Raw genomic sequence first — 20,492 nt, forward strand, 5'->3', positions numbered from 1 at the left:
GTGCGAACTTTAACTAAAACCAGAAAAAATCTCAACACTGTGGAGTCCTAATGGCAATTTATAGCACCAATGAATTAAAAAATGGCCTAAAAGTAATGGTCGATGATGCTCCATGCAGCATCCTTGATTGTGAATTCGTAAAACCTGGAAAAGGCCAGGCCTTTACACGCATTAAAATTCGTAATTTGAAAACAGGCCGAGTAGTAGAACGTACTTTAAAATCAAATGAGTCTTTGCCTTCTGCAGATGTTGTTGATATGGAAATGCAATACCTCTATACCGATGGCGAGCACTGGCATTTCATGGTTCCTGATAATTTTGAACAATATGCCCTAACTAAAGAAGTTCTTGCCGATGCAGCCCTTTGGTTAAAAGAGCAAGACATTTGTATTGTCACCCTGTGGAACAACGAGCCGATTCAGGTAATGCCTCCTACATTCGTTATTCTTGCGATTACCGAAACCGATCCTGGATTAAAAGGCGATACTTCTGGTGGTGGTGGAAAGCCTGCTATTCTTGAAACAGGCGCTGTTGTCCGTGTGCCTTTATTCGTACAAACAGGCGAATTAATTAAAGTAGATACACGCAAGGGCGAATACGTTTCTCGCGCTAAAGAATAAGATTTGCAGCAGCCAGGAGTTCGACATGAACCCCGGCTGCTAAACCTCATTCGCAATGATGAGCTGAAGTAGAAATATCCGAGGAACAATAGACCCTAATAAACATTATAAGAGTCATACATACCCCAATACCCCACATCACCTAAGTCATCATAACCGTAGTAATATGCATCATTCCAGTAGGGCCCACCATAATATCCCACGGTATACACAGTGCGCGTAGGATATGCACGCGTATAGTAAACCGTCTCAGTGGTAACACAACCCGTTACTAAGAGCATTGGCGTTACGATAACTAAAGCAATAATTAATTTTTTCATGGTTCCATCCTATTTCTGTGGTGTCTTAACTTTATTAGTACCAATGACCATGGTGTTGATGTTGTTGGTGTTGATGATGATGGTGATGATGATGATGCCATCGATCCCAATGCCTGTGATGCCAATGATGACGATGCCAATCAGCGTAATTAGTTCCAGCTTTATCTAAATTGCTGTAATTAGTAACGGGCATGCTGTTGGAGCGTAATTCAGGGTTATACATAGAGGAACTAGACGCCGCAAATCCTGGGGCAACAAACAGGAGTAGTGAACTAATAACCAAAGGGAAAATAATCTTTTTCATGATAACCTCCAAGTAACACCCCCTTCTGTATTTTTATTATACAACCAGATTCCATGTTTAGCAAAAAGACCTTTACTTCAAATAACATGGATACAGATAGAGAGGAAAAAGAACATTATTCCAAAAGACTTCATGGAATAATACAGGTAACGACTTACCGAATCCTGAGCCGCTACTGAATATACTTTGGAGGTTTATGCTGAGCTTAAGGCGTCCTACTATGGCTCATGTAGGCTGGCACACCACCCATCAAACTACCCTCCCAACCTGTAAATATTAATGGTTCAGTTAGGTTGAGTCATCACCCATATGTTTAATAATAGACCAACAATGCCGTGATTGTAAATATTTTGACCACCTGGATGATAGTATAAAACCCGTACTTTCCTAACCGAATACGGGTGAGTTTTGGTTTACTCTGGATATTTGAATAGATGATTGGCGGATGCTTGCACTGTTGGCATGATAATCATTTGTTCGACGTCTACATGTTGGGGGCGAGTAATGCAATATAAAATTGCATCAGCAATGTCTTCAGCTACCAACGGATGGAAACTACTATAAAACTCTTTGGCTCTTTGTTTATCACGCCAACGCACCTCACTAAATTCGGTTGCTACCGCACCGGGGGCGATTTCCGTAACCCTAATTGGGCTGCCTAATAAATCCAAACGCATCGATTTTGAAATAGCATGGACGGCATGTTTTGTTGCCGCATAAACATTGCCGTTAGGGTAACACTCATGACCGGCAATAGAACCAATATTAACTATATGGCCTCTGTTACGAGCTATCATCACCGGAATAACAGCACGACTCACATAGAGTAATCCTTTAATATTCGTATCAATCATTGTATCCCAATGCGCCTCAATCCCTTGCTGCAAAGGCAAGGTATCTAGCGCTAAGCCGGCATTATTAATCAAAACATCTATAGCTTTCCATTGATTAGGTAAAGAAGATAACTGCTGTGTCACTTGTTCATGATTACTTACATCTAAAGCTAATACATAGTGTTCCTTACCTGATTCTTGAGTTAATTGTTGCGCTAATGCCTCTAAACGTTCGGTGCGCCGAGCAGCTAAAATCACTTGCGCTCCTTGGCCAGCACAATAATGAGCGCAAGCTTGCCCAATACCACTTGAAGCACCGGTAATTAAAATAATTTTATTCTCTAATAAATTCATGGGTTCTGATCCTTAACTGCATATCTGAAATTATGATAAGCGTTTTGTTCTTAATTAGGCACTTAATGCCGACATAAAATGCATGACTTCCTCATCAGAAGTCTGACTAAAATCATCATACCATAACCCAACGGCATAAAAATTAACCGGCTGTAATGGGCAAATAACTTTATTCACTAAGCCTGCCATCTCTACACAAGTAGACCTTGCGGCAACCGGAACTGCTACAATAAGCTCTGCGGGCTTTTTTTGTTTTAATGCGGCGATGGCAGCACGCATGGTATAGCCAGTAGCGATTCCATCATCCACTAAAATCACTGTTTTTCCAGCAAGTTGTACAGGTGGTCGATTACCCCGATAAACTTTTTCACGTCGTGTTAACTCATGCTCTTCATTTTGTAATACTTCATCAATTGCTGCGCTCTTGATGTATAACCCATTAACAACTTCCTCATTAAAAACTACGATACCGCCGGAGGCAATGGCTCCCATAGCATATTCTTCATGTCCTGGAACCCCCAATTTGCGCACAATAAAAATGTCCATCGGCAATCTAAGTTTGATGGCCATTTCATAGGCAACCGGCACCCCTCCTCGGGGTAATGCCAAAATAATAGTATTCTCTTTTACTGCATAGTCATGCAGCAAATCAGCAAGAACCTGTCCGGCTTGCAGCCTATTCGCATAGTTCACATTTAGGCTCCTTGAAATCATCCCTTAACACAAAGTTTAGCCTATCACCGATGTGCTATATTTGAACAATAGATTGCGACAAGGAAGGATCAACTATGAACATCACTGAAAAGATAATTCATGCTCATTTATTAGATGGAAAAATGGAGCCCGGCAAAGAAATTGCCTTAAAAATAGATCAAACCCTATGTCAAGATGCAACAGGAACTCTAGTTATGCTTGAATTAGAAGCCATCGGCCTAGAACGCACCAGGGCAGAAGTTTCAGTGCAGTATGTCGATCATAATTTAATTCAAGAAGATAATAAAAACCCCGATGACCATCTTTTCCTTGAAAGTGCCTCTAGACGCTACGGCCTTTACTTTAGTCGACCAGGAAATGGCATCAGCCATGCAGTACATATGCAAAATTTTGGTAAACCTGGCAAAACATTAACTGGTTCGGATAGCCATACCTGTGCCGCAGGTTCTATGGCGATGTTGGCCATAGGCTCAGGCGGTCTGGAGGTAGCAATGGCGATTGCCGGTTATCCTCTTTATATCAAAATGCCAAAGGTACTTGGTGTTAAGTTAACCGGGAAGCTTCCTGACTGGGTCAGCGCCAAGGACGTCATTCTAGAAATGTTGCGCCGCTATGACGTTAAAGGTGGTGTAGGTTATGTTATTGAATACTATGGCGAAGGCGTAAAACATCTTAGCGCCATGGATAGGCATGTGATTGCCAATATGGGAGCAGAATTAGGAGCTACATCCACTTTATTTCCCTCTGATGAAATAACTAAAGAATTTTTAAAAAGCCAGGGACGTGAACAAGACTGGTCAGAACTAAAAGCAGATGACGATGCAACCTATGATAAAAATGATGAGATAAATCTATCGACTTTAGTCCCTCTCATTGCCAAACCCACCAGTCCAGGTAATGTTGTTCCAGTTTCAGAAATTGCTGGCGAAGAAATTTATCAATCGTATATTGGTTCTTCAGCCAATCCCGGCTATCGTGATTTTGCTATTGCAGCACAAATAGTAAAGGGCAAAACATTAAAGCCTAATATTTCTTTAGATATTAATCCCAGCTCTCGTACGATTTTGGAAGAGTTAGCACAAGAAGGACATTTGGGAAGCTTAATTCATGCCGGCGCTCGCATCCACCAAGCGGGATGTAATGGTTGTATTGGTATGGGACAAGCCCCAGCTACCGATAAAAATAGTTTACGTACGGTTCCCCGTAATTTTCCGGGACGATCTGGTACCATGGAGGACAAAGTCTTTCTCTGTAGTCCTGAAACTGCTGTCGCTTCCGCTTTAATGGGGGTCATTACTGACCCACGCACCTTAGATATGATTTATCCCAAAGTAGACTTACCGCGTAAAAGCGTAGTAAATCGTGCCTGCATAGAAGAACCCTTGCCTGTATCTGAGGCAAAAAAAATCACGTTGCTGAAAGGACCAAATATTGTCTCTTTACCCGAATTAACTCCCTTACCTAAGTCATTAAAAATCCCGGTATTGTTAATTGTAGGAGATAATATTTCTACTGATGAAATTTCACCCGCGGGTGCCAAAGTACTACCTTATCGCAGTAATATTCCTAAAATTAGCGAATTTACTTACACTCATGTCGATTCTGAATACGTCCAACGCACGAAAAAACACAAGGATGGTCATGTGATTATTGGCGGAGAGAATTATGGCCAAGGTTCCAGCCGAGAGCATGCGGCTTTAGCACCACGTTATTTGGGCTTACGAGCCGTAATCGTAAAGAGCTTTGCGCGAATTCATTGGCAAAATTTAATTAATTTTGGCATTTTGCCTTTAGTATTTAAAAATCCCCAAGATTATGATGCGATTAAATTAGATGATGAGGTGGAAATTAACGGCCTGCCTGACATTCTGGATAAAGAAGAATTCAGCATAAAAATTAATGGGAAAGACATCGAAGTGCAGCAAAGTATTTCTGCTCGACAGAAGGAATTATTGGAATTAGGTGGGTTGATTAATTGGGTTAAGCAGGATTTAAAGAAAAAATAGGGACTCCCCGCCTAACAGAGCAGTCTATTTCTGATTTAATTGTCGCTAATGGAAACCTGGTTGCCAACAACTAATGACACAAGGCTGGCGCTGAGCGCAACGAAGCCAGCGCCGAAGCTCAATGCCACATCCATGCTGGGCTTCGCGATGCTTGGCACCAGCCTGCTTGAGCTTAAGTAAGTGCCATTAGTTGCAAACAATTTAGCGATTAAGCAAACGGCAATTTAGGTCCCACGGGGACTATTTGGGTTGGGTTAATGGTTTTGTGGCTGTAATAATAATGTTGCTTAATTTGTAAAAAATTAACCGTTTCGCGAATACCAGGGTAATGATACAAATGCTCCAAATAAGATTGAATAGCCTTGTAATCACTAATGCGTTGTTTATTTGTTTTAAAATGACTGTAATACACTGCATCAAAACGAATTAGAGTGGTAAAAAAGCGCCAATCGGCTTCAGTTAATTGATCACCAATCAGATATTGATGCTTCGCTAAATGCAACTCGAGCTCATCGAGCAAGCTAAATAACTCATAATAAGCAGACTCATAAGCCTCTTGAGTGGTCGCAAAACCACACTTATAAACTCCATTATTAATACCATTATAAATACGATCATTTAATGCATCGATTTCAGCGCGTAGGGGCTTGGGATAAAAGTCTTGAGTATCTCCAGTGAGCTGATTAAATGCTTCATTAAATTGGCGAATAATTTCTGCAGACTCGTTATTTATAATTGTTTGCTCCTTTTTATCCCATAAGACTGGGACAGTAACTCGCCCAGTATAATCAGGATGTGCTTTAAGATAAAGCTCATATAAATAACGTAACCCATAAAGACGGTCCCCTGTGGCATCCATTCCTGTTTTAAACTCCCATCCATGTTCCAGCATGTGTGGATGCACAATAGAAATATCGATGTATTCTTCAAGTTTTTTCAGTTTTCTAAAAATTAAGGTTCGGTGCGCCCAAGGGCAGGCTAAAGAAACATACAAATGATATCGCCCCTTTTCTGCTGGAAAACGAGCATTAGAATCCTGACTAATTGCTGAACGAAACTGTGTGGGCTCACGTTTGAATGCGCCTTTACTTTTATCGGTTTCATACCAAACATCCTGCCATTTTCCATCAACCAAAAGTCCCATGATTAATTCCTTATATGTTCCATAAGATAATGTTTATTAATTATAGTTTGATTTCTTCTCCTGTAGTTAGCCTGCTTGCTCACTTACTAATAGTACTGCTAATATCATTATTTCCACAGATACCATCCCGTAATGGTACGCTTAAAACCGTCCTTCTGGTGCAAAAGCATTGTACAAATAAAAAACCTAACTAAGGATAGATAAATGAATAAGATTTCATACAAAAACACCCTATTAATGGCTCTGGCCTTTACCACAAGCATTGGAGCTTGGGCACAGGAACTAGCTGAATTGTCAATTGATTCGATAAGCATTAATAATGGTGTAGTTGCCAGTCGTCCATGCCCTAAGAAAATACAGGGAAATTGCGCTGCGGGTGTCCCTAGTTCCTGCACCATGGTCTTTACTCCCTCCGTTTTATCTGGAACGCTGACCATCACTAATAACTCAGCCATGACAGCCTTAAATGTCACGACTAATCAGGCATTTATCAGTTCCTATGATATTTTCCAATCACCAGAAACAGGTCTTGCCAGCATCCCTCCCCATTCTTCGGATACCTTAACCTTTTTTGCGAGTGGTTTCCCGATTAACCCACCGGTTCAAATTGAAGTTAAAGGCAGTAATACCTCCTCTGCATGTTTTAGCATTCAAGTGGTATCCTGATTAGGTGCCCGCTTATACTCCAGTTCTTAATGAACTGGAGTTTGGCTATTAAATGTAGAATTAATTCCTGCTGAAGCCATGCAACTGCCTATTGTATCGGTACAGCGCTCGGAACTACAAATGCAGCCTGGTTCTTTTACGCTATAGTGCATGTCTACAGGATTGCCAATAATAGCGCGAATAACCCTCGGACCTACTCCAGGCATTCCTGCATGCATCACTTTGCGATTATCAATCAACATAATATCGCCTTTTTTCCATAAGCATGATGAATAATTAGCTCGCATCAATTTAGCAAGCTCTTTAACTTCTTGCTTATTAAAACAACTTCCTACCTTTATTTCATCAACAGAAGATAAGTCTGTTTTTCTTTGGGCCATAAATTCATAAGCCTTATTTTTTACAAACTGGTAAGAGTTCTTAGGGGATTTGGCCAAAGCAATCGCCCCCATAGCCATAGATTCGATCGCTTGAAAAACCGGGCGAGGTAATTTCCAAAAAAACCGATGCCAGAACCAGGCCTTACCTTGATAATCATGCATAAAACACTTGCGCAATTCATCGTTTAGTGTAGGCAGCTCAAAAAGATTAATTTGCATGGCTTTTTCTTTGGTTAACGGGTGCTCAAAAACACTGGGCTTATACATTAGAACAAAGCGCTCCTCTCCTTCTCCCACCACAGGAAGATCGAAATAAGTGCAAATTTCCTCTACCTTTTCTTCCGTAATGTGATAGCGCTCGGCCACCTCCGATACCAACCATTTAGAGACAAAATAGGCATGATCCTCTAACTTTTTTTTCAGTGCATCTGGCAACTGGCGGTAAATTTTTTCTGTGTTAATAATGCCTGTTTCACCTCCCAAAGTAGAGGGCTCCATACAAAAAAAGCCAATATAGCTAGGAACATCCGCTGAATAATAATTCTCCGTATGAAAACCGCCAAGATATAAGGTACCACCAGTTTTATAAACTGAATTTGTATGCAAAACATATTTCAGATCCTCAACATGGGTGCGTCCATTTTCTGACATAAAGGCTTCACTTATGCCATGAAAATCAGGAATGCTCATTATCGCTTTTTCAAATTGTTGATCTGAGTGAATATCAAAACCACGAAAGAGTACCGCACCATATTTAGCAATATCGGCAACTAACTGGGCGGCGTTAGCCGCTAAAAACTGATGTAAGAAAGCCGCTGTATTTATGTCCTTAGCTTCAATCACCAGGGGCATTTCCTGTTCATTTGATAAAATGAACCGCTCATCAGTACGAAGAAATCGAGTAAGTACACCTGCATATTCATACATTTTCACCCCCTATCCCTAAGCTTATAAAAAAAATATAGCACAAAAATGAAAGGTAACTTTTTGAAAAATAGAAGCTAAAATTTACAGAACCGTATTTCTAACAAATAGGGATTTATATTAATACGCCAGACTAGGGTTGATTTATCAAAATTTTTAGGTGATCCTTGTCCACCAACTTACGTCAATATTATATGGAGAGAACAATGACTCAAGCTATTCCTAATGGATTTCATACCCTTACGCCTTCTTTTACATTTAAAAGTTGCAAAGCAGCTATTGAGTTTTACCAAAAGGCTTTTAATGCGGAAACAATAAGCTTCATGCCCAGTCTCGATGGCAAAGGCACAATGCATGCTCAACTAAAGATTGGTAACTCGATGATCATGATGGGTGATGAAATGCCCGGTAATGAACAATGCGCTAAAAGTGCAGAAACATTGGGCCATACTCCTATCAGTATGTATGTTTATGTAGATAATGTTGACAGTGCATTTAAACAAGCGCTCGATGCCGGTGCTCAAGAAACCATGCCCATAGCCGATATGTTTTGGGGAGATCGTGTAGGCCAAATTAAAGATCCCTTTGGATACAGTTGGATGATAGCAACCCATACGGTTGATCTAAGCAATGAGCAAATTAAACAAAATGCCGAAGAGTTTTTCGCTGCCTGGAAAAACAACAAAGAGTAACGATGAATTACACTGATTATGGTTATAGAATAAATCAAATTACCGCAGACTCAGGTCCCAGCTGGCTCTTTTTGCCAGGCGGGCCTGGTTTGGGTTCGGAATATTTAGTCGAATTTTGTAAAAAATTACAACTGCCTGGAGCTATTTTCGTTCTAGACTTTCCTCAGGATGGAACCAATACAGCTCATGGTAAACTGGAGTTAGAAAGCTGGAAAACAGGGCTTCAGGATCTGCTCAAGTCCTTTACTGATCCCATACTCGTTACTCATAGTTTTTCAGGAATGCTCGTCTTAACGATGCCTGAGCTGGAACAGCATTTATCCGGTTTAGTGTTAATGAACACCACTACTCAAAATACCTTTTTTCCGCACATTAGCGCCATGCAAGAAAGGCATAATTTACCTGATCTGGTGCCTGCGGCAGGCCAATATCATTTAAACCCTTGCAATGAAACTTATAAAGAATTTTGGCATACCTACAAACATTATTGCTTTACCTCAGAGGAGCTTTCCGAAGGCGAAAAAATGATGCCCCTTTTTGCATTTAATAATGCAGCATACTACTATGCAGTGGAGCACTTTTATACCGATTATACATGCAAATGGAGCCCTAAAATCATTCCCGCCATGACTATTGCAAGTGAGCACGATTTTATTTGCCCACCCCAAATTTTTCTGAATGATGAACGTTTTCAAAGCCCCAATATTATGAATAAGCTTATCCCTGATGCAGGCCATTGCCCTTGGGTCATTTGCTTTAAACAGGTTCAGCAGTGCTTTGAGGAGTTTGTGCAGGCACTCGCGCCTTTAAGCGCGTAGGGGCATAGCCTAGTTGCTTGCAACTAGGGTGCCCATCGCGTTCCGATTATGCTGCTGAAAAGTTGTTGCTAATCTAGGCTCCTATTCTACTATTTACTTAACACATAGGGGCGGTACACTGGCTCCCAAACACTTGCTGCGAGCTCTTGCTCAAAATCGGCCTCATTGATGCGAGCCAGTTCCTCGGCAATGGCTTGTTTCCCTACTGCTTTTGCTACCGCAAAACTAATAGCGCGTAATTCGGATAGTGGAGGCAGGAGGTTTGCTGTCTTATCTTTCCGTGCAGGGGAACATTCGGCAAGCGCCAGTGCTGCCGCCTTAATCATGCCATCAGAAACATGTTTTGCCTGTGAAGCCATTATTCCCAAAGCTAGACCAGGAAAAACATAGGAATTATTGGTCTGGTCAATATGGTATTCTTTGCCCTTATAGGTGACCGGTGCAAACGGACTTCCGGTACCAATCAGAGCTCGGCCATCGGTCCAATGCAGCAAGTCCTCTGGAGTTGCTTCACAATGTGATGTTGGATTAGAAAGGGGGAAAATAACCGGGCGCTCCGTATTTTGTGCCATAGCCTTTACAATTTCTTCGGTAAAGGCCCCATACTGCGTAGAAACTCCAATCAGCGCTGTGGGTTTTACATTCCGAATCACATCAAGTAATCCGATTTCCTCAGTATTTGTAAGCTGCCATCCATCAATTTCCGCACGTTTACGCACAAAGGGGGCTTGGGATGGGCTTTGACCTTTTCCTCCTTCAACCAACAAACCATAACGATCCACCGCATAGATCTGCGCACAGGCTTCTTGTTCACTTAATCCTGCTTCAACCATAGCCGCACGAATTAGCTGTGCAATCCCCTGTCCTGTTCCACCAAAGCCGAAGAACACGACGCGTTGTTCACGCAAAGGTATACCAGTAACATTAAGCGCAGACAATAAAGTGCCAGTTGCCATGGCTGCCGTACCTTGAATGTCATCGTTGAAGGTACAAAGCTGATTACGGTATTTAGCTAAAAACTTCGCCGCGTTTACCCCAGCAAAGTCTTCCCATTGCAGAAGAATATGCGGCCAACGTCGTTTTACAGCTGAAACAAAAGTATCAACGAATTCATCATACTCTGCACCGCGAATACGCTTGTTTCGCCAACCAATATATAAGGGATCATTAAGTCGCTCTTCGTTATCGGTGCCCACATCAAGTAAAATAGGCAGACAATATTTTGGATGAATGCCGGCTAGAGCAGTATATAAGGCCATCTTACCAATGGGGATGCCCATTCCTCCGGCCCCTTGATCGCCAAGCCCTAAAATACGTTCCCCGTCGCTAACCACTATGCATTTAATGGAATCGTAACGAGGATGTGCAAAAATTTGCTCAATCTTGTCTCTATTAGGATAACTAATAAAAAGCCCTCGTGGTTTACGAAATACCTCGCTAAACTTTTGACAACCCTCCCCAACTGTCGGGGTGTACACAATGGGCAACATCTCTTCAATATGATGAGCAATTAAAGAATAAAATAAAGTTTCATTAGTGTCTTGCAGATCGCGTAAAAAGCTATATTTTTCCAATTGAGTTGGTAGCTCAGAAAGAACGGCATAACGGCGCCGCTCTTGATCATCCAAAGAGCCTATATGAGGCGGCAGCAAGCCATGTAAGGAAAAAATATCGCGCTCCTCATTACTAAAGGCCGTACCTTTGTTTAATAAAGAGTTATTTAATAAATCATATGCTGTGAGTTTGGTTTCAACGACGCTATCGTTTTTTAAAGAATGTTTTTTTTGCTCTGAAGTGCTCATTTATAAAGTCCTTTTTAGGATAATTTCTTAACAAGAAATGCTTATTCATCCAATAAGCATAGATCAAATTTAGCATCTATTCTAAGCCATATATTTGTTCCAAGATATCATCAATACTCTTTTGAGCGGCAGTAGTTTTTCTGCACTTTACTAAATGATCATTATCTAATGACACTGTATAATCGTTAACTAAAATCCAATACGGACCACCCTTATTTGTTAATTAACCTGACTGAGCAATAGAGTTCTGGAGAATAGCTAGAAAAACAATTTGACGAAAAATTGAACAAACAAAAACCCCTTCTATACTTAAACTAATATGTATGTGCCTGTGAGGTGCCCAAAGTGACTGATGAGAAAACCGAGAAAATTAAACATAAAGGGCAGCGAACAGATAAAAGACAATCAGGAAAGGCGCATAGCAGTTTACACTCAGCAGGTGGGCATTCCTATACATTAATGGGCTCCTTAATGGAAGAAGAGTATAAACATTATGCCCAGCAAGAAAGTATAAAAAAAGAAGGGAAAACCATCAATAAAATTATCTTAGGCCAAGGAAACTTTGGTACTGTGCGCCTGGCTCAAGATGAAAGCTCAGGCTTATTTCTCGTGGTAAAAAAAATAAAACCTTCTAAAGCGCAGGTCAAATTGACTTCCGCAGATTTAGATAAATTAGAGATAGAACAAGAAATACATGAGGCAATTCAACAGCACAATATTAAGGGAACGTTGAGCGCTATAGATATGATTCGTACTGTAAGCAGTACGAATGAAGAAACCATATACCAAATTTTCCCGCTAGCCAGTCGTGGAGATGGTATTAACTATATTGAACACATTGCCTTTAACTCCGGAGAAAAAAATAAAGAGCTGGTGCCGCATCTCCTCTTAATTTTAGCCAAAACCTTTGCTGATCTTCATAAGCATCATATTTATCACCGCGATTTAAAACCTGAAAATATACTCATAACCTCTCAATATGAAGTCACTGTAGCGGATTTTGGTTCTGCAGTAATGTATGGTGCTCAGGGCAAAGTACAAGCATATCCTAATGGCGATGCAAAATATAATCCGCCTGAGTTTATAAAACATTCGCCTAAAGATACCTCCTTCACCCCTATTCCAGAGAGTTATACAGAAGAAGATCGAATTAAATTAGTCGATTCCTGGAAACTTGGCTTTACTATTGCAGCATTTATTCATCCAGAAATTTATGAAATAACTCAAGAATTACTCGATCTTCCGCTGGACGCTTCGCTTTCTCATCACGCACGGTTGCAGGAATATCAAGACTTTCACTGTGAATTGAGTGAAAAAATGGAGGAGCTTGGCTATGAAAATGAAGTTACAGAATCGTTGTTGGGTTTATTAAATCCGGATTATACCAAGCGCCTAACTCCATCTGAGGCCTTAACAATTCTGTGTTCACAAGATCTTTCTCAAGATCTGGATGCCATTATAAGTAATTCCGCAAAACAATTACGTCAATTATTAGCCGAAGCCTTTGCCTCTGTGGAGCTAGTAACTAAAACCCCGACCGCTCCGCCTAGTGGTTACTCGTCTTTATTTACCCCACCAACTCCGGAGTCAAAATTATTTAAAAGCGAAACTGGCCTGGATGGGTATGAGGTTTTTGTAGATGAGGAATCAGCACTTGATAAGCCGAAACCGGGCGATGGTTAATAACCATAACGTTAGCTAGAAGCAAATTCCTAGCCCTACGGGCAAGTCGCAGGGCAAAAAAGAGAAGCTTAGAGAATTTCCATTTCCACTACGACTTCATAAAATGATCATAAATAGCTCGGCTTGCTAAAGCAATTGCCCGGCTTCTAGGATAATCACTGGCAGATTGGGATTTCACATAAACTGCAATTGCAATATGCCCTTTATTATGAGGTAAGGTAATAATTCCCACATCACTAACAAAACGATATAGTTTCTTAGAACCAGGATAGTTTAAATATTTTGGCTCATAAATAGACCAAGTACCTGTTTTGTGCGCTACTTTAACTCCAGGAGGTAAAAGGCCTCTTATGCGGCTTCGACCGGTTCGGCATTGCTCCATAATTTTCATGAGTAATTGAGTGCTGGATTCGGAAAGTGCTTGTTTTTTATATACTTTTACTAAGAGCTTGGCCATATCATTTGGGGTTGTCGTATCGCGGGAGTCGTTTTCAAAACGCTCCCAGGCTTTTTGCTTGTCTTTAAGAGACACTCGATCAAAGGCACGCTCCCAGGCTAATACAGGAAGTTGTTTTTTTAATAAGGCATGATCTACATGATTGGTATCTACGAACATTTCTTTGATGGAACGATTAATCTGAATATCTTTAAATCCCAGAGCAGCCATCCGTTTTTTTACGGCCTCCGGCCCTTTGGCCGCATTTAAGAGTGAATCACTCGCACTGTTATCACTATTAATCAGCGTATATTTAAGTATTTGCTGTAGCGAGATGTTAATTTGTTTTTTTTCAAATATATGATGTAAATATCCAGAGCCTGGAACCGAGTTTTTTGTGCTCAGTTTAATCATACGATTTAATGATTCCTTTTTTTGATCCACCAAATGTAAAAAAGCTAAGGCGATAGGTAATTTAATGGTGCTAGCCATAAAAAAGCGCTGATTGCTGTTATGGGTAATTATTTGGTTTTTTTCGATATGAATAGCCGTGATGCCCATTACTATATGTGATTTTTTTTCAATATCCCTAATTTTTTTAGCCAGAGCTGCCTCTGCATTGACCGCCCAGCAATTCACTGAAAGCAACAATGTGCAGAATCCATACAAGCTATTCTTTAGCTTTAAAATCCCCAATAATTTGATTTTCATACACTAGTTAATCCATTTGTCATTATTTAAATTATTTTTACTCTATTCATGCATATTTAAACGCGCTTCACAAGAGTCCATTTGTATTTCTACGCGCTGTTAGCAGCATTATTATACTTGTATTTTTATTGCAAATTGCGGAGAATAGCGCGCCTTTTTGACTAATGTTTTATACACACATTAAGAACCATTTAGGCTTAAGTTACTTGATTACAGGGTATTTTGGCAATTTATTTATTAGCCCTGCTATTCTTGCCAATAGTTTTAATATGTACTTTTTAATTAAATAGGATGTTGTTATGAAAGAACAAGTAATTCTTGCCCAGCTCAATGAGATTCAGGAAAAATTAGAAGAGATCACCAACCTAAAAAAAGCGCTCGAATCACGTTTTTGGGATAATTCTGCGGTATGCGAAGATGTTAGCGGCACCCCCCTCTCCAAAGAAAATATTCAAAAAGCAGTTGAACGGCTCGCAGAACAATTAATAGAAAAACATCCTGATGCATTTCCTGTCTTAGTTGGCTTAATGGATGGAGCACACCCATTTTTTGCTGCCTTATATACAGAATTGACCAAACGTAATTATCGGTTCCAATACTCAACCATGCAAACGACTAGCTATGAAGGCATGCAGTCTGGCGCATTGCGCTTTACCGAACCTAAGGGTATTTTAACTAATCGCTTAATCATCGTTGTTGATGATGTTTGCGATACGGGCAAAACGGCTGGCTCAATAAAAAGTCATTTTGAAGAAGTAGAATGCGCGAAGCAAGTACAGCTAATGGTTCTCGTTGATAAAAAGCAAAAACGAGGCATAGATCCTGACTTTGGTGGATTTACTGTTTCAGAGGATGCATTTATTATCGGCTACGGCTTAGATTATGATGGTTTAACACGTAATACTGACTGTATTAAGACCATGAATAAAGCCATGTTGCCTACAAAAAAAGAATCTGAACTCTTAAAAGAAGAAAAGCAGCTTTGTGCTCAATTCAAAACATTACATAAGCAATTAAGACAAGTACGCGAAGAGAACAAAGCATCCTCATCAAAAGTAAGTGAATCAGGCTTCTTTGCACTTACGGGTACTCCTGTAGATATTAAGGCTGCTACGCCTACCAATAATCCTCCCATATCACAAAATACTCACTCGATGTAGAAACAATCGATATACGGATTATGACCTCTTAAGCTCTAATCCGTATATCCATGCAACTCCACTTATAACGTAAATACTTTATTGAGCGACAAAGCTATTTCTTGGCTAATAAGGTTTTGCCGGCTATGAAAATGTAAGGAGCCCGAATTAAATCCCTGGTTTATTTCTGGGGCAAAGGGACTCGTTTTGTTTAATAAATAATAACCGGTGAACGCACCAGTATAATTTAACTTGAAGAACCAGGAAGATGCCACATAATAGGCCATACCCACCTGTACTGCCCCACCCCAAAGCCATGTACTTTTGAAAATGCCATCTATAGTGCCAAGATAATAGGCCGATTCAGTGTCCTTAATTTCTGAAACTTTTTGTTGGTTATTAAATAATGCGGGACCGATGCCTACATAAATAAAACTATTTTTATAGGAATGGCCAATAAAAGCTGGCAGCATCAGGGTATCATTCACTTTAGCCTCTATGGCGCCCAAACCTATGGTATCGGTGATGTTTACTCCAGGATTTATTACATCAATCGCAGATATAGAATTCGGTGCTTTGATTTTCAAATTAGTGTATTGGTATAAAAACTCAAGCCCCCACAACCATTCACTTTGGGGGAAATGTTTAAAAAATCCTGCTTGTGCTTCAAGAGAAAAATCTTGTGCCTGATTATGAAAAAAACCTCTACTGCCAGTAAATTCTCCTAGTGGAGGAACGCCACCGGTTACATTAAGCGCTCCCGATAAATTTGCATTCAAACGCATAAAGTTATAACTGCCCCCCAGCCCGATGAAAAGTCCGGTTTGATTATTGGGTTTCGTGGAAATCTTCCCTAAAGTGCCCGCAAAGGTAAATGAACTCATTAAAGCCCATACAAATAAACACAACTTAAGCTGCTTCACAATAATCTCCAGAGAAATTGCCGCCTATTCGGCTATTTCATTTACATGATTTTAGAAATAACAGTTATTGCCATTATTATTCGGGCAATTGCATTTGCCAGAAAAAGTAATTTGTTGAGCGGCATTAATCGATTGGACCGTACTGGTACATGAAGGGTTTCCTCTAATAGTGATTTTTGCTCCAGGAAAGACTAAATACTCAGGCCATGGGGCATCAACCAAAGGACCTTGGTTGCCCGTGCTTGCCATCACTATGTTGGCGCTTTTACCAGTAACAGGGTTAGTTTGCGTAATGAGTAACGTATATGGAGTACCAAAACCGACAATGGTTAATAGGGCACCACCAGAAAATCCTTTGCAGCCATTATCTGTAACCATCACGTTATTTGGAACTAAACCTGCCGCCTTCTGATTGCAGTTACTATCAAAAAGACCATAATTTCCTTCCGCAGAGCTTATGCCTTTCATTGGCTCATCATAGGCTTCAAATGCCAAAACGCCGATTGGATATCCTGAACTGGTCACAAAATTAGCACTGGCTTGCCGATAAAGAGCTTGATAATAGGTCACCGCATTAGCAACCGATGGAGCACAGGGCCCTGGACTATTGCAGGCATAAGTTGAAGTGCTTCCCTGGGTTGCCCAACCGGTTTCAGCAGATAAAAGCGTACGCCCTAACGGCGTATAAAAAGGTTGCGTCGAGGCTGTTGGGTTTGCAGGGGGATTCGTTGAACCAATAACACTCAAGTAATCCCAAGCTAAGGAATTATTTAACTGAGTTGTCGTTAATGGTTTAGTCCAAACGGCAGATGTGGGCGTTACTCCCCATTGAAACGGATAAGGATCAAATGCTAAGGGGGCAGTGGCAGAATAGCTATTAATTAAAGTGGCCATATCTTGTGAAATAGCCAGACTGGGGGTTGTCAGGTTACCACTGATCAACGCTGAGCCAACAGGGGTGGTTAGCCCTGCAGCAGTTAAGGTACTTTGCAGTGCAGTCACAGCCGAGGTAAGATAATTTACATTTGAAGTTGTAGGATTATTACAAGGTGCAGTGGTATTTCCCGCCTGACAATAGTTTTCATGGCCTGCAAAAACCAGAATTACTGTGTTTTTAAACACTTGGGTGCCTACCGTGTTAATTACAGTATTCAGTACTGTCTGCGCACAAGGAATGTAATTTTGCGCAACCGGTGGAGTAGGACATCCCCCTGCGTATGCCGAATCGGCAGGCTGTTGCGGAATGACTGCTTCATAAATGACCTTCATACCTAAGGCATTGGCCTGATTAATGATATCTACCCAAGAATAATCCGTTGTTTGATAAGAGCGCACCGTAGTAAAACCTGCTGCTTTTAATTGTGCCAACTCCGCATAGACGTTGGTAATGGCTTGGCCCGTAGCATTGGTGCCCACATAAAATACATCATGGTAATTAAGTAGATTGCCATTGGAATAATGATTGGGTTGATAATCCACACCAATTAAGCCAGAAAATGATGTGGCTGAGGCATTAGTTACAGCAGAAATGAGCGATACATAAAGTAGCGCCTTTTTACATAAATGCAGCATATTGTTCGTCCCTTATGATACCTGGTTGCCTGCCCCAGGATTCTTCCTTTATCGAAAATCTGGTTGTACGCAACCAGGTTAGCAACTAGTCCTATAATGTGAGCCAGCATTTTACAATAATCGGTAACCGATTGATAATGATGAAGAAAAAATCTCACCATGCAGCAAGCAAGAAAATAGTATACAAGCGTGTTAAAATAAACAAAAATTTCACTATTGTTGCACAAATGTTAGATGAACTTATTTCCGGTTTCCTACGAACGGCTGCTCGATTTTTTGGATGGTTTACCAATTATCTTTTATTTGAGCATATTATTGACTCCATAATATACTTCATAGGGAAATGCACACTACGGGTCATGAGTCTGGGACGATGCAAATTAGATAACCCCTCTGCATTTATAGAGGCGATTATTTATATTACAGGAGGTATAACCCTCATTGGTAGCGCCTGGTTAATATTCCGCTTAGTCTCCTAATTGCCTTAACCTATTAACTCTTGGTAATGTTCTTCATCAAAACCCAAAGCAACTACTTTACCATTTTCTTCCAAAACAGGTCTTTTGATAAGTGAGACATTGGCAATAATAAATGCTACTTTTTCCTCTAAACTTAAAGCTTCATAGGCATCTTTATGTTTCCGGTAGGTAGTTCCTCTTTTATTAACAGGAAGCTCACCTGCGAAATCGCTCCATTGTTTTATTTGCTCTACTGTTGGAGGGATTTTTTTAAAGTCGATAAATTCATAAGCCACTTTATTTTTCTCGAGAAAGGTACGTGCTTTTTTTACCGTATCGCAATTAGGAATACCAAACATTGAAATCATTTATTCGAGTCCTGCCAGATTACATGCCCTAATCTTATAACGTTAAACTCACTTCTTCTAGATAATTTATATTAAAACGTCAAGATTAAGATTGGTCCTTGAGTGCATCACTCATGAGTGATGGCCTATTGTTGATGATGAAGGAACTCAACTAATTACTCAGCGCATACCTTTGATGGCTGAGCAATAGCCTATATAATCTTGGTACCAACTCAAGCTAGGCTAAAGGATACACATGTTTCAATCAGCTCTCATTATTGCGTTAATGACGTTTAGCATTATTGCGCAAGCAGCCCTGCCTGCAGATGCAATTCAGCGTTGTTTGGACGTTAGGCGCTTCGCAGACTTTACCACCAGACAAAAAATGGCGGCCAAGGAGCCTGGGGTATTGCGCTTTAAATTTCACAAAATATCCCCTGCTGAGCTTCCCTTGGATAACCCTGTAGGCAATATGAAGGAAATTATTGATGCGTTAAAGAACCAAATTGCCAACTGCACTAAAAATCGTGGTGAATATCAGACAATCACTATTGCCGGGCATCGATTTACCCGCCAAGAATGGTGCATTAACACCAATAAAAAGCTACTTGCTTTTGCCAAAGCGGCTCGTGGTGATTTTCAACACTATTTAACAAACCTCAAAAATGAATTTGACTGGTATCAGAGTGACGGTTGGCCAGAAAATCATGCGGGATTTAAAAAGGGTGAATTTCAATTTACTGCTTATTACGCACCAGCTGCGGTTGAAGCACGTAGTAAACGTGGCGGTGCGTTTTTATACCCGCTTTATGGTAATCCAGGTATTGTCAATGCAGCCGCCGAAAGCAAAAGGCTTAAATTAAAAGGACCTCTTTGCGGTGTTGACCCACTTACTAAAACACCACGTGGTTTTTGTATGAAAAATGCCAATGGCACATACTCTGTTGTGCCCGACCGCGAAGAAATTGAACATGGTGCCTTAGATCCTAAATACATCATTGGCTATGTTAAAGACCCAAACGACCCAGCCTTTTTAATGCTTGAGGGTTCTGGTTCATTAATACTTGATGGCAAGCTGTATCATATCAATTATGATGGCGCCAATGGCAGACCGCGCACGATGCTTGGCCGTATAGTTCAATGCGCACAAGACCCGACCTGTGGCGGTAACCTGGATAACATTGAACGTTGTGCTAAAGATCCTAAGTGTCATGATGAAGCCAAATTACGTTGTAATGTGTCTAAAGAAATTAGACAAAGTGCGGCATCAGAAAAGCAAATTCGGCAATATCTAGATAATCCGCTAAATCGTGCTAAAGCAGATAACTTGCGAAATCGTGATCAAAGCTATGTATTTTTTGCGAAAGAAGATGGTGGACCTTATGGCTCAGAAAATATTTCGCTGACGGCACATGCTTCATGTGCAACCGATCATAAGGTCATTCCTATTGGCATGAATTTTATTTATAACTGCAAAAAAGCTACTTCATGGTGTGTTGCCCAAGATGCGGGCGGTGCAATCATGGGTGCCCATGTTGATGTCTATAAGGGCGAGGGAGTAAGAGCTGGCGTCGAAGCAAATGAGCTTAATCATACGGGTTCATTGTATGTCGCTTTGCCTAAGCGTAAATAGCTTAGCCTTTCTT

The 20,492-nt window shown here is 40.7% G+C and carries 20 protein-coding genes; 9 read left to right on the plus strand and 11 right to left on the minus strand.

The features are described from left to right. Positions 1-50: 50 nt before the first annotated feature. Positions 51-620, plus strand: a complete 570-nt coding sequence (gene efp / locus BN3124_RS06555; RefSeq protein ID WP_058534003.1) for an elongation factor P — start codon at positions 51-53, stop codon at positions 618-620. A gap of 95 nt (positions 621-715) precedes the next feature. On the opposite strand, the gene BN3124_RS06560 is transcribed toward efp, so the two are convergent. The 4 genes from BN3124_RS06560 to BN3124_RS06575 all read right to left on the minus strand — a co-directional run bounded on the left by BN3124_RS06560 (position 716) and on the right by BN3124_RS06575 (position 3,124). Next, positions 716-940: a hypothetical protein gene (locus tag BN3124_RS06560; protein ID WP_058534004.1), complete on the minus strand. Its 225-nt coding sequence runs from the start codon at positions 938-940 to the stop codon at positions 716-718. Between the two features lie 34 nt (positions 941-974). Next, complete coding sequence (locus BN3124_RS06565) at positions 975-1,244, minus strand: hypothetical protein (RefSeq protein WP_058534005.1); 270 nt, start codon at positions 1,242-1,244, stop codon at positions 975-977. A gap of 413 nt (positions 1,245-1,657) precedes the next feature. Further along, the gene (locus BN3124_RS06570) at positions 1,658-2,431 is read right to left on the minus strand and encodes an SDR family NAD(P)-dependent oxidoreductase (RefSeq protein WP_058534006.1); all 774 of its coding nucleotides are present in this window, start codon (positions 2,429-2,431) and stop codon (positions 1,658-1,660) included. Between the two features lie 54 nt (positions 2,432-2,485). After that, complete coding sequence (locus BN3124_RS06575; RefSeq protein WP_058534007.1) at positions 2,486-3,124, minus strand: phosphoribosyltransferase; 639 nt, start codon at positions 3,122-3,124, stop codon at positions 2,486-2,488. A gap of 95 nt (positions 3,125-3,219) precedes the next feature. Between BN3124_RS06575 and BN3124_RS06580 the strand changes: the two genes are divergently transcribed. Continuing rightward, positions 3,220-5,151 carry an aconitate hydratase gene (locus tag BN3124_RS06580; protein WP_058534008.1) on the plus strand — a complete coding sequence of 644 codons (1,932 nt, stop codon included), beginning with the start codon at positions 3,220-3,222 and terminating at the stop codon, positions 5,149-5,151. Positions 5,152-5,359: 208 nt separating this feature from the next. Here the strand turns inward: BN3124_RS06580 and BN3124_RS06585 are convergent, their stop codons facing one another. Next, positions 5,360-6,295, minus strand: a complete 936-nt coding sequence (locus tag BN3124_RS06585; protein ID WP_058534009.1) for a glutathione S-transferase family protein — start codon at positions 6,293-6,295, stop codon at positions 5,360-5,362. Positions 6,296-6,499: 204 nt separating this feature from the next. Between BN3124_RS06585 and BN3124_RS06590 the strand changes: the two genes are divergently transcribed. Then, a complete protein-coding gene (locus BN3124_RS06590; RefSeq protein WP_058534010.1) occupies positions 6,500-6,961 on the plus strand; it encodes a hypothetical protein in 462 nt (153 codons plus the stop codon). A 26-nt stretch (positions 6,962-6,987) separates the two neighbouring features. On the opposite strand, the gene BN3124_RS06595 is transcribed toward BN3124_RS06590, so the two are convergent. After that, complete coding sequence (locus BN3124_RS06595) at positions 6,988-8,268, minus strand: TauD/TfdA family dioxygenase (protein ID WP_058534011.1); 1,281 nt, start codon at positions 8,266-8,268, stop codon at positions 6,988-6,990. A 203-nt stretch (positions 8,269-8,471) separates the two neighbouring features. On the opposite strand from BN3124_RS06595, the gene BN3124_RS06600 reads away from it, so the two are divergent. Together BN3124_RS06600 and BN3124_RS06605 are read left to right on the plus strand one after the other, a co-directional pair. Then, positions 8,472-8,957: a VOC family protein gene (locus BN3124_RS06600; RefSeq protein WP_058534012.1), complete on the plus strand. Its 486-nt coding sequence runs from the start codon at positions 8,472-8,474 to the stop codon at positions 8,955-8,957. A 2-nt stretch (positions 8,958-8,959) separates the two neighbouring features. Beyond that, complete coding sequence (locus BN3124_RS06605) at positions 8,960-9,775, plus strand: alpha/beta fold hydrolase (protein ID WP_058534013.1); 816 nt, start codon at positions 8,960-8,962, stop codon at positions 9,773-9,775. Between the two features lie 89 nt (positions 9,776-9,864). Here the strand turns inward: BN3124_RS06605 and BN3124_RS06610 are convergent, their stop codons facing one another. Beyond that, complete coding sequence (locus BN3124_RS06610) at positions 9,865-11,577, minus strand: NAD-dependent malic enzyme (RefSeq protein WP_058534014.1); 1,713 nt, start codon at positions 11,575-11,577, stop codon at positions 9,865-9,867. Between the two features lie 345 nt (positions 11,578-11,922). Between BN3124_RS06610 and BN3124_RS06615 the strand changes: the two genes are divergently transcribed. Further along, positions 11,923-13,260, plus strand: coding sequence for a protein kinase family protein (locus BN3124_RS06615; RefSeq protein WP_058534015.1), 1,338 nt, complete (start codon positions 11,923-11,925; stop codon positions 13,258-13,260). 88 nt (positions 13,261-13,348) lie between these two features. On the opposite strand, the gene bla is transcribed toward BN3124_RS06615, so the two are convergent. Further along, positions 13,349-14,407: a class A beta-lactamase gene (gene bla / locus BN3124_RS06620; protein WP_058534016.1), complete on the minus strand. Its 1,059-nt coding sequence runs from the start codon at positions 14,405-14,407 to the stop codon at positions 13,349-13,351. 299 nt (positions 14,408-14,706) lie between these two features. Between bla and BN3124_RS06625 the strand changes: the two genes are divergently transcribed. Continuing rightward, positions 14,707-15,567, plus strand: a complete 861-nt coding sequence (locus BN3124_RS06625; protein ID WP_058534017.1) for a phosphoribosyltransferase — start codon at positions 14,707-14,709, stop codon at positions 15,565-15,567. Positions 15,568-15,629: 62 nt separating this feature from the next. On the opposite strand, the gene BN3124_RS06630 is transcribed toward BN3124_RS06625, so the two are convergent. Both BN3124_RS06630 and BN3124_RS06635 read right to left on the minus strand, forming a co-directional pair. Beyond that, the gene (locus BN3124_RS06630) at positions 15,630-16,469 is read right to left on the minus strand and encodes a hypothetical protein (RefSeq protein ID WP_058534018.1); all 840 of its coding nucleotides are present in this window, start codon (positions 16,467-16,469) and stop codon (positions 15,630-15,632) included. Between the two features lie 51 nt (positions 16,470-16,520). After that, a complete protein-coding gene (locus BN3124_RS06635) occupies positions 16,521-18,041 on the minus strand; it encodes a glycosyl hydrolase family 17 protein (protein ID WP_058534019.1) in 1,521 nt (506 codons plus the stop codon). A 137-nt stretch (positions 18,042-18,178) separates the two neighbouring features. On the opposite strand from BN3124_RS06635, the gene BN3124_RS06640 reads away from it, so the two are divergent. After that, positions 18,179-18,520, plus strand: coding sequence for a hypothetical protein (locus BN3124_RS06640; protein ID WP_149865223.1), 342 nt, complete (start codon positions 18,179-18,181; stop codon positions 18,518-18,520). A 5-nt stretch (positions 18,521-18,525) separates the two neighbouring features. On the opposite strand, the gene BN3124_RS06645 is transcribed toward BN3124_RS06640, so the two are convergent. Next, positions 18,526-18,867, minus strand: coding sequence for an arsenate reductase family protein (locus tag BN3124_RS06645; protein ID WP_058534021.1), 342 nt, complete (start codon positions 18,865-18,867; stop codon positions 18,526-18,528). A gap of 235 nt (positions 18,868-19,102) precedes the next feature. Here BN3124_RS06645 and BN3124_RS06650 point away from each other — a divergent pair, with 235 nt between their 5' ends. Beyond that, positions 19,103-20,479: an MltA domain-containing protein gene (locus BN3124_RS06650; protein WP_058534022.1), complete on the plus strand. Its 1,377-nt coding sequence runs from the start codon at positions 19,103-19,105 to the stop codon at positions 20,477-20,479. Positions 20,480-20,492: the final 13 nt, after the last annotated feature.

This window comes from Legionella saoudiensis, assembly GCF_001465875.1.
GTDB lineage: Bacteria > Pseudomonadota > Gammaproteobacteria > Legionellales > Legionellaceae > Legionella > Legionella saoudiensis.

Bases quoted from the DNA above. Each gene is read 5' to 3' on its own strand.
- efp (WP_058534003.1), top strand. From the start codon at position 51: ATGGCAATTTATAGCACCAATGAATTAAAAAATGGCCTAAAAGTAATG.
- BN3124_RS06560 (WP_058534004.1), bottom strand. From the start codon at position 940: ATGAAAAAATTAATTATTGCTTTAGTTATCGTAACGCCAATGCTCTTA.
- BN3124_RS06565 (WP_058534005.1), bottom strand. From the start codon at position 1,244: ATGAAAAAGATTATTTTCCCTTTGGTTATTAGTTCACTACTCCTGTTT.
- BN3124_RS06570 (WP_058534006.1), bottom strand. From the start codon at position 2,431: ATGAATTTATTAGAGAATAAAATTATTTTAATTACCGGTGCTTCAAGT.
- BN3124_RS06580 (WP_058534008.1), top strand. From the start codon at position 3,220: ATGAACATCACTGAAAAGATAATTCATGCTCATTTATTAGATGGAAAA.
- BN3124_RS06585 (WP_058534009.1), bottom strand. From the start codon at position 6,295: ATGGGACTTTTGGTTGATGGAAAATGGCAGGATGTTTGGTATGAAACC.
- BN3124_RS06590 (WP_058534010.1), top strand. From the start codon at position 6,500: ATGAATAAGATTTCATACAAAAACACCCTATTAATGGCTCTGGCCTTT.
- BN3124_RS06595 (WP_058534011.1), bottom strand. From the start codon at position 8,268: ATGTATGAATATGCAGGTGTACTTACTCGATTTCTTCGTACTGATGAG.
- BN3124_RS06600 (WP_058534012.1), top strand. From the start codon at position 8,472: ATGACTCAAGCTATTCCTAATGGATTTCATACCCTTACGCCTTCTTTT.
- BN3124_RS06605 (WP_058534013.1), top strand. From the start codon at position 8,960: ATGAATTACACTGATTATGGTTATAGAATAAATCAAATTACCGCAGAC.
- BN3124_RS06610 (WP_058534014.1), bottom strand. From the start codon at position 11,577: ATGAGCACTTCAGAGCAAAAAAAACATTCTTTAAAAAACGATAGCGTC.
- bla (WP_058534016.1), bottom strand. From the start codon at position 14,407: ATGAAAATCAAATTATTGGGGATTTTAAAGCTAAAGAATAGCTTGTAT.
- BN3124_RS06625 (WP_058534017.1), top strand. From the start codon at position 14,707: ATGAAAGAACAAGTAATTCTTGCCCAGCTCAATGAGATTCAGGAAAAA.
- BN3124_RS06635 (WP_058534019.1), bottom strand. From the start codon at position 18,041: ATGCTGCATTTATGTAAAAAGGCGCTACTTTATGTATCGCTCATTTCT.
- BN3124_RS06640 (WP_149865223.1), top strand. From the start codon at position 18,179: ATGATGAAGAAAAAATCTCACCATGCAGCAAGCAAGAAAATAGTATAC.
- BN3124_RS06645 (WP_058534021.1), bottom strand. From the start codon at position 18,867: ATGATTTCAATGTTTGGTATTCCTAATTGCGATACGGTAAAAAAAGCA.
- BN3124_RS06650 (WP_058534022.1), top strand. From the start codon at position 19,103: ATGTTTCAATCAGCTCTCATTATTGCGTTAATGACGTTTAGCATTATT.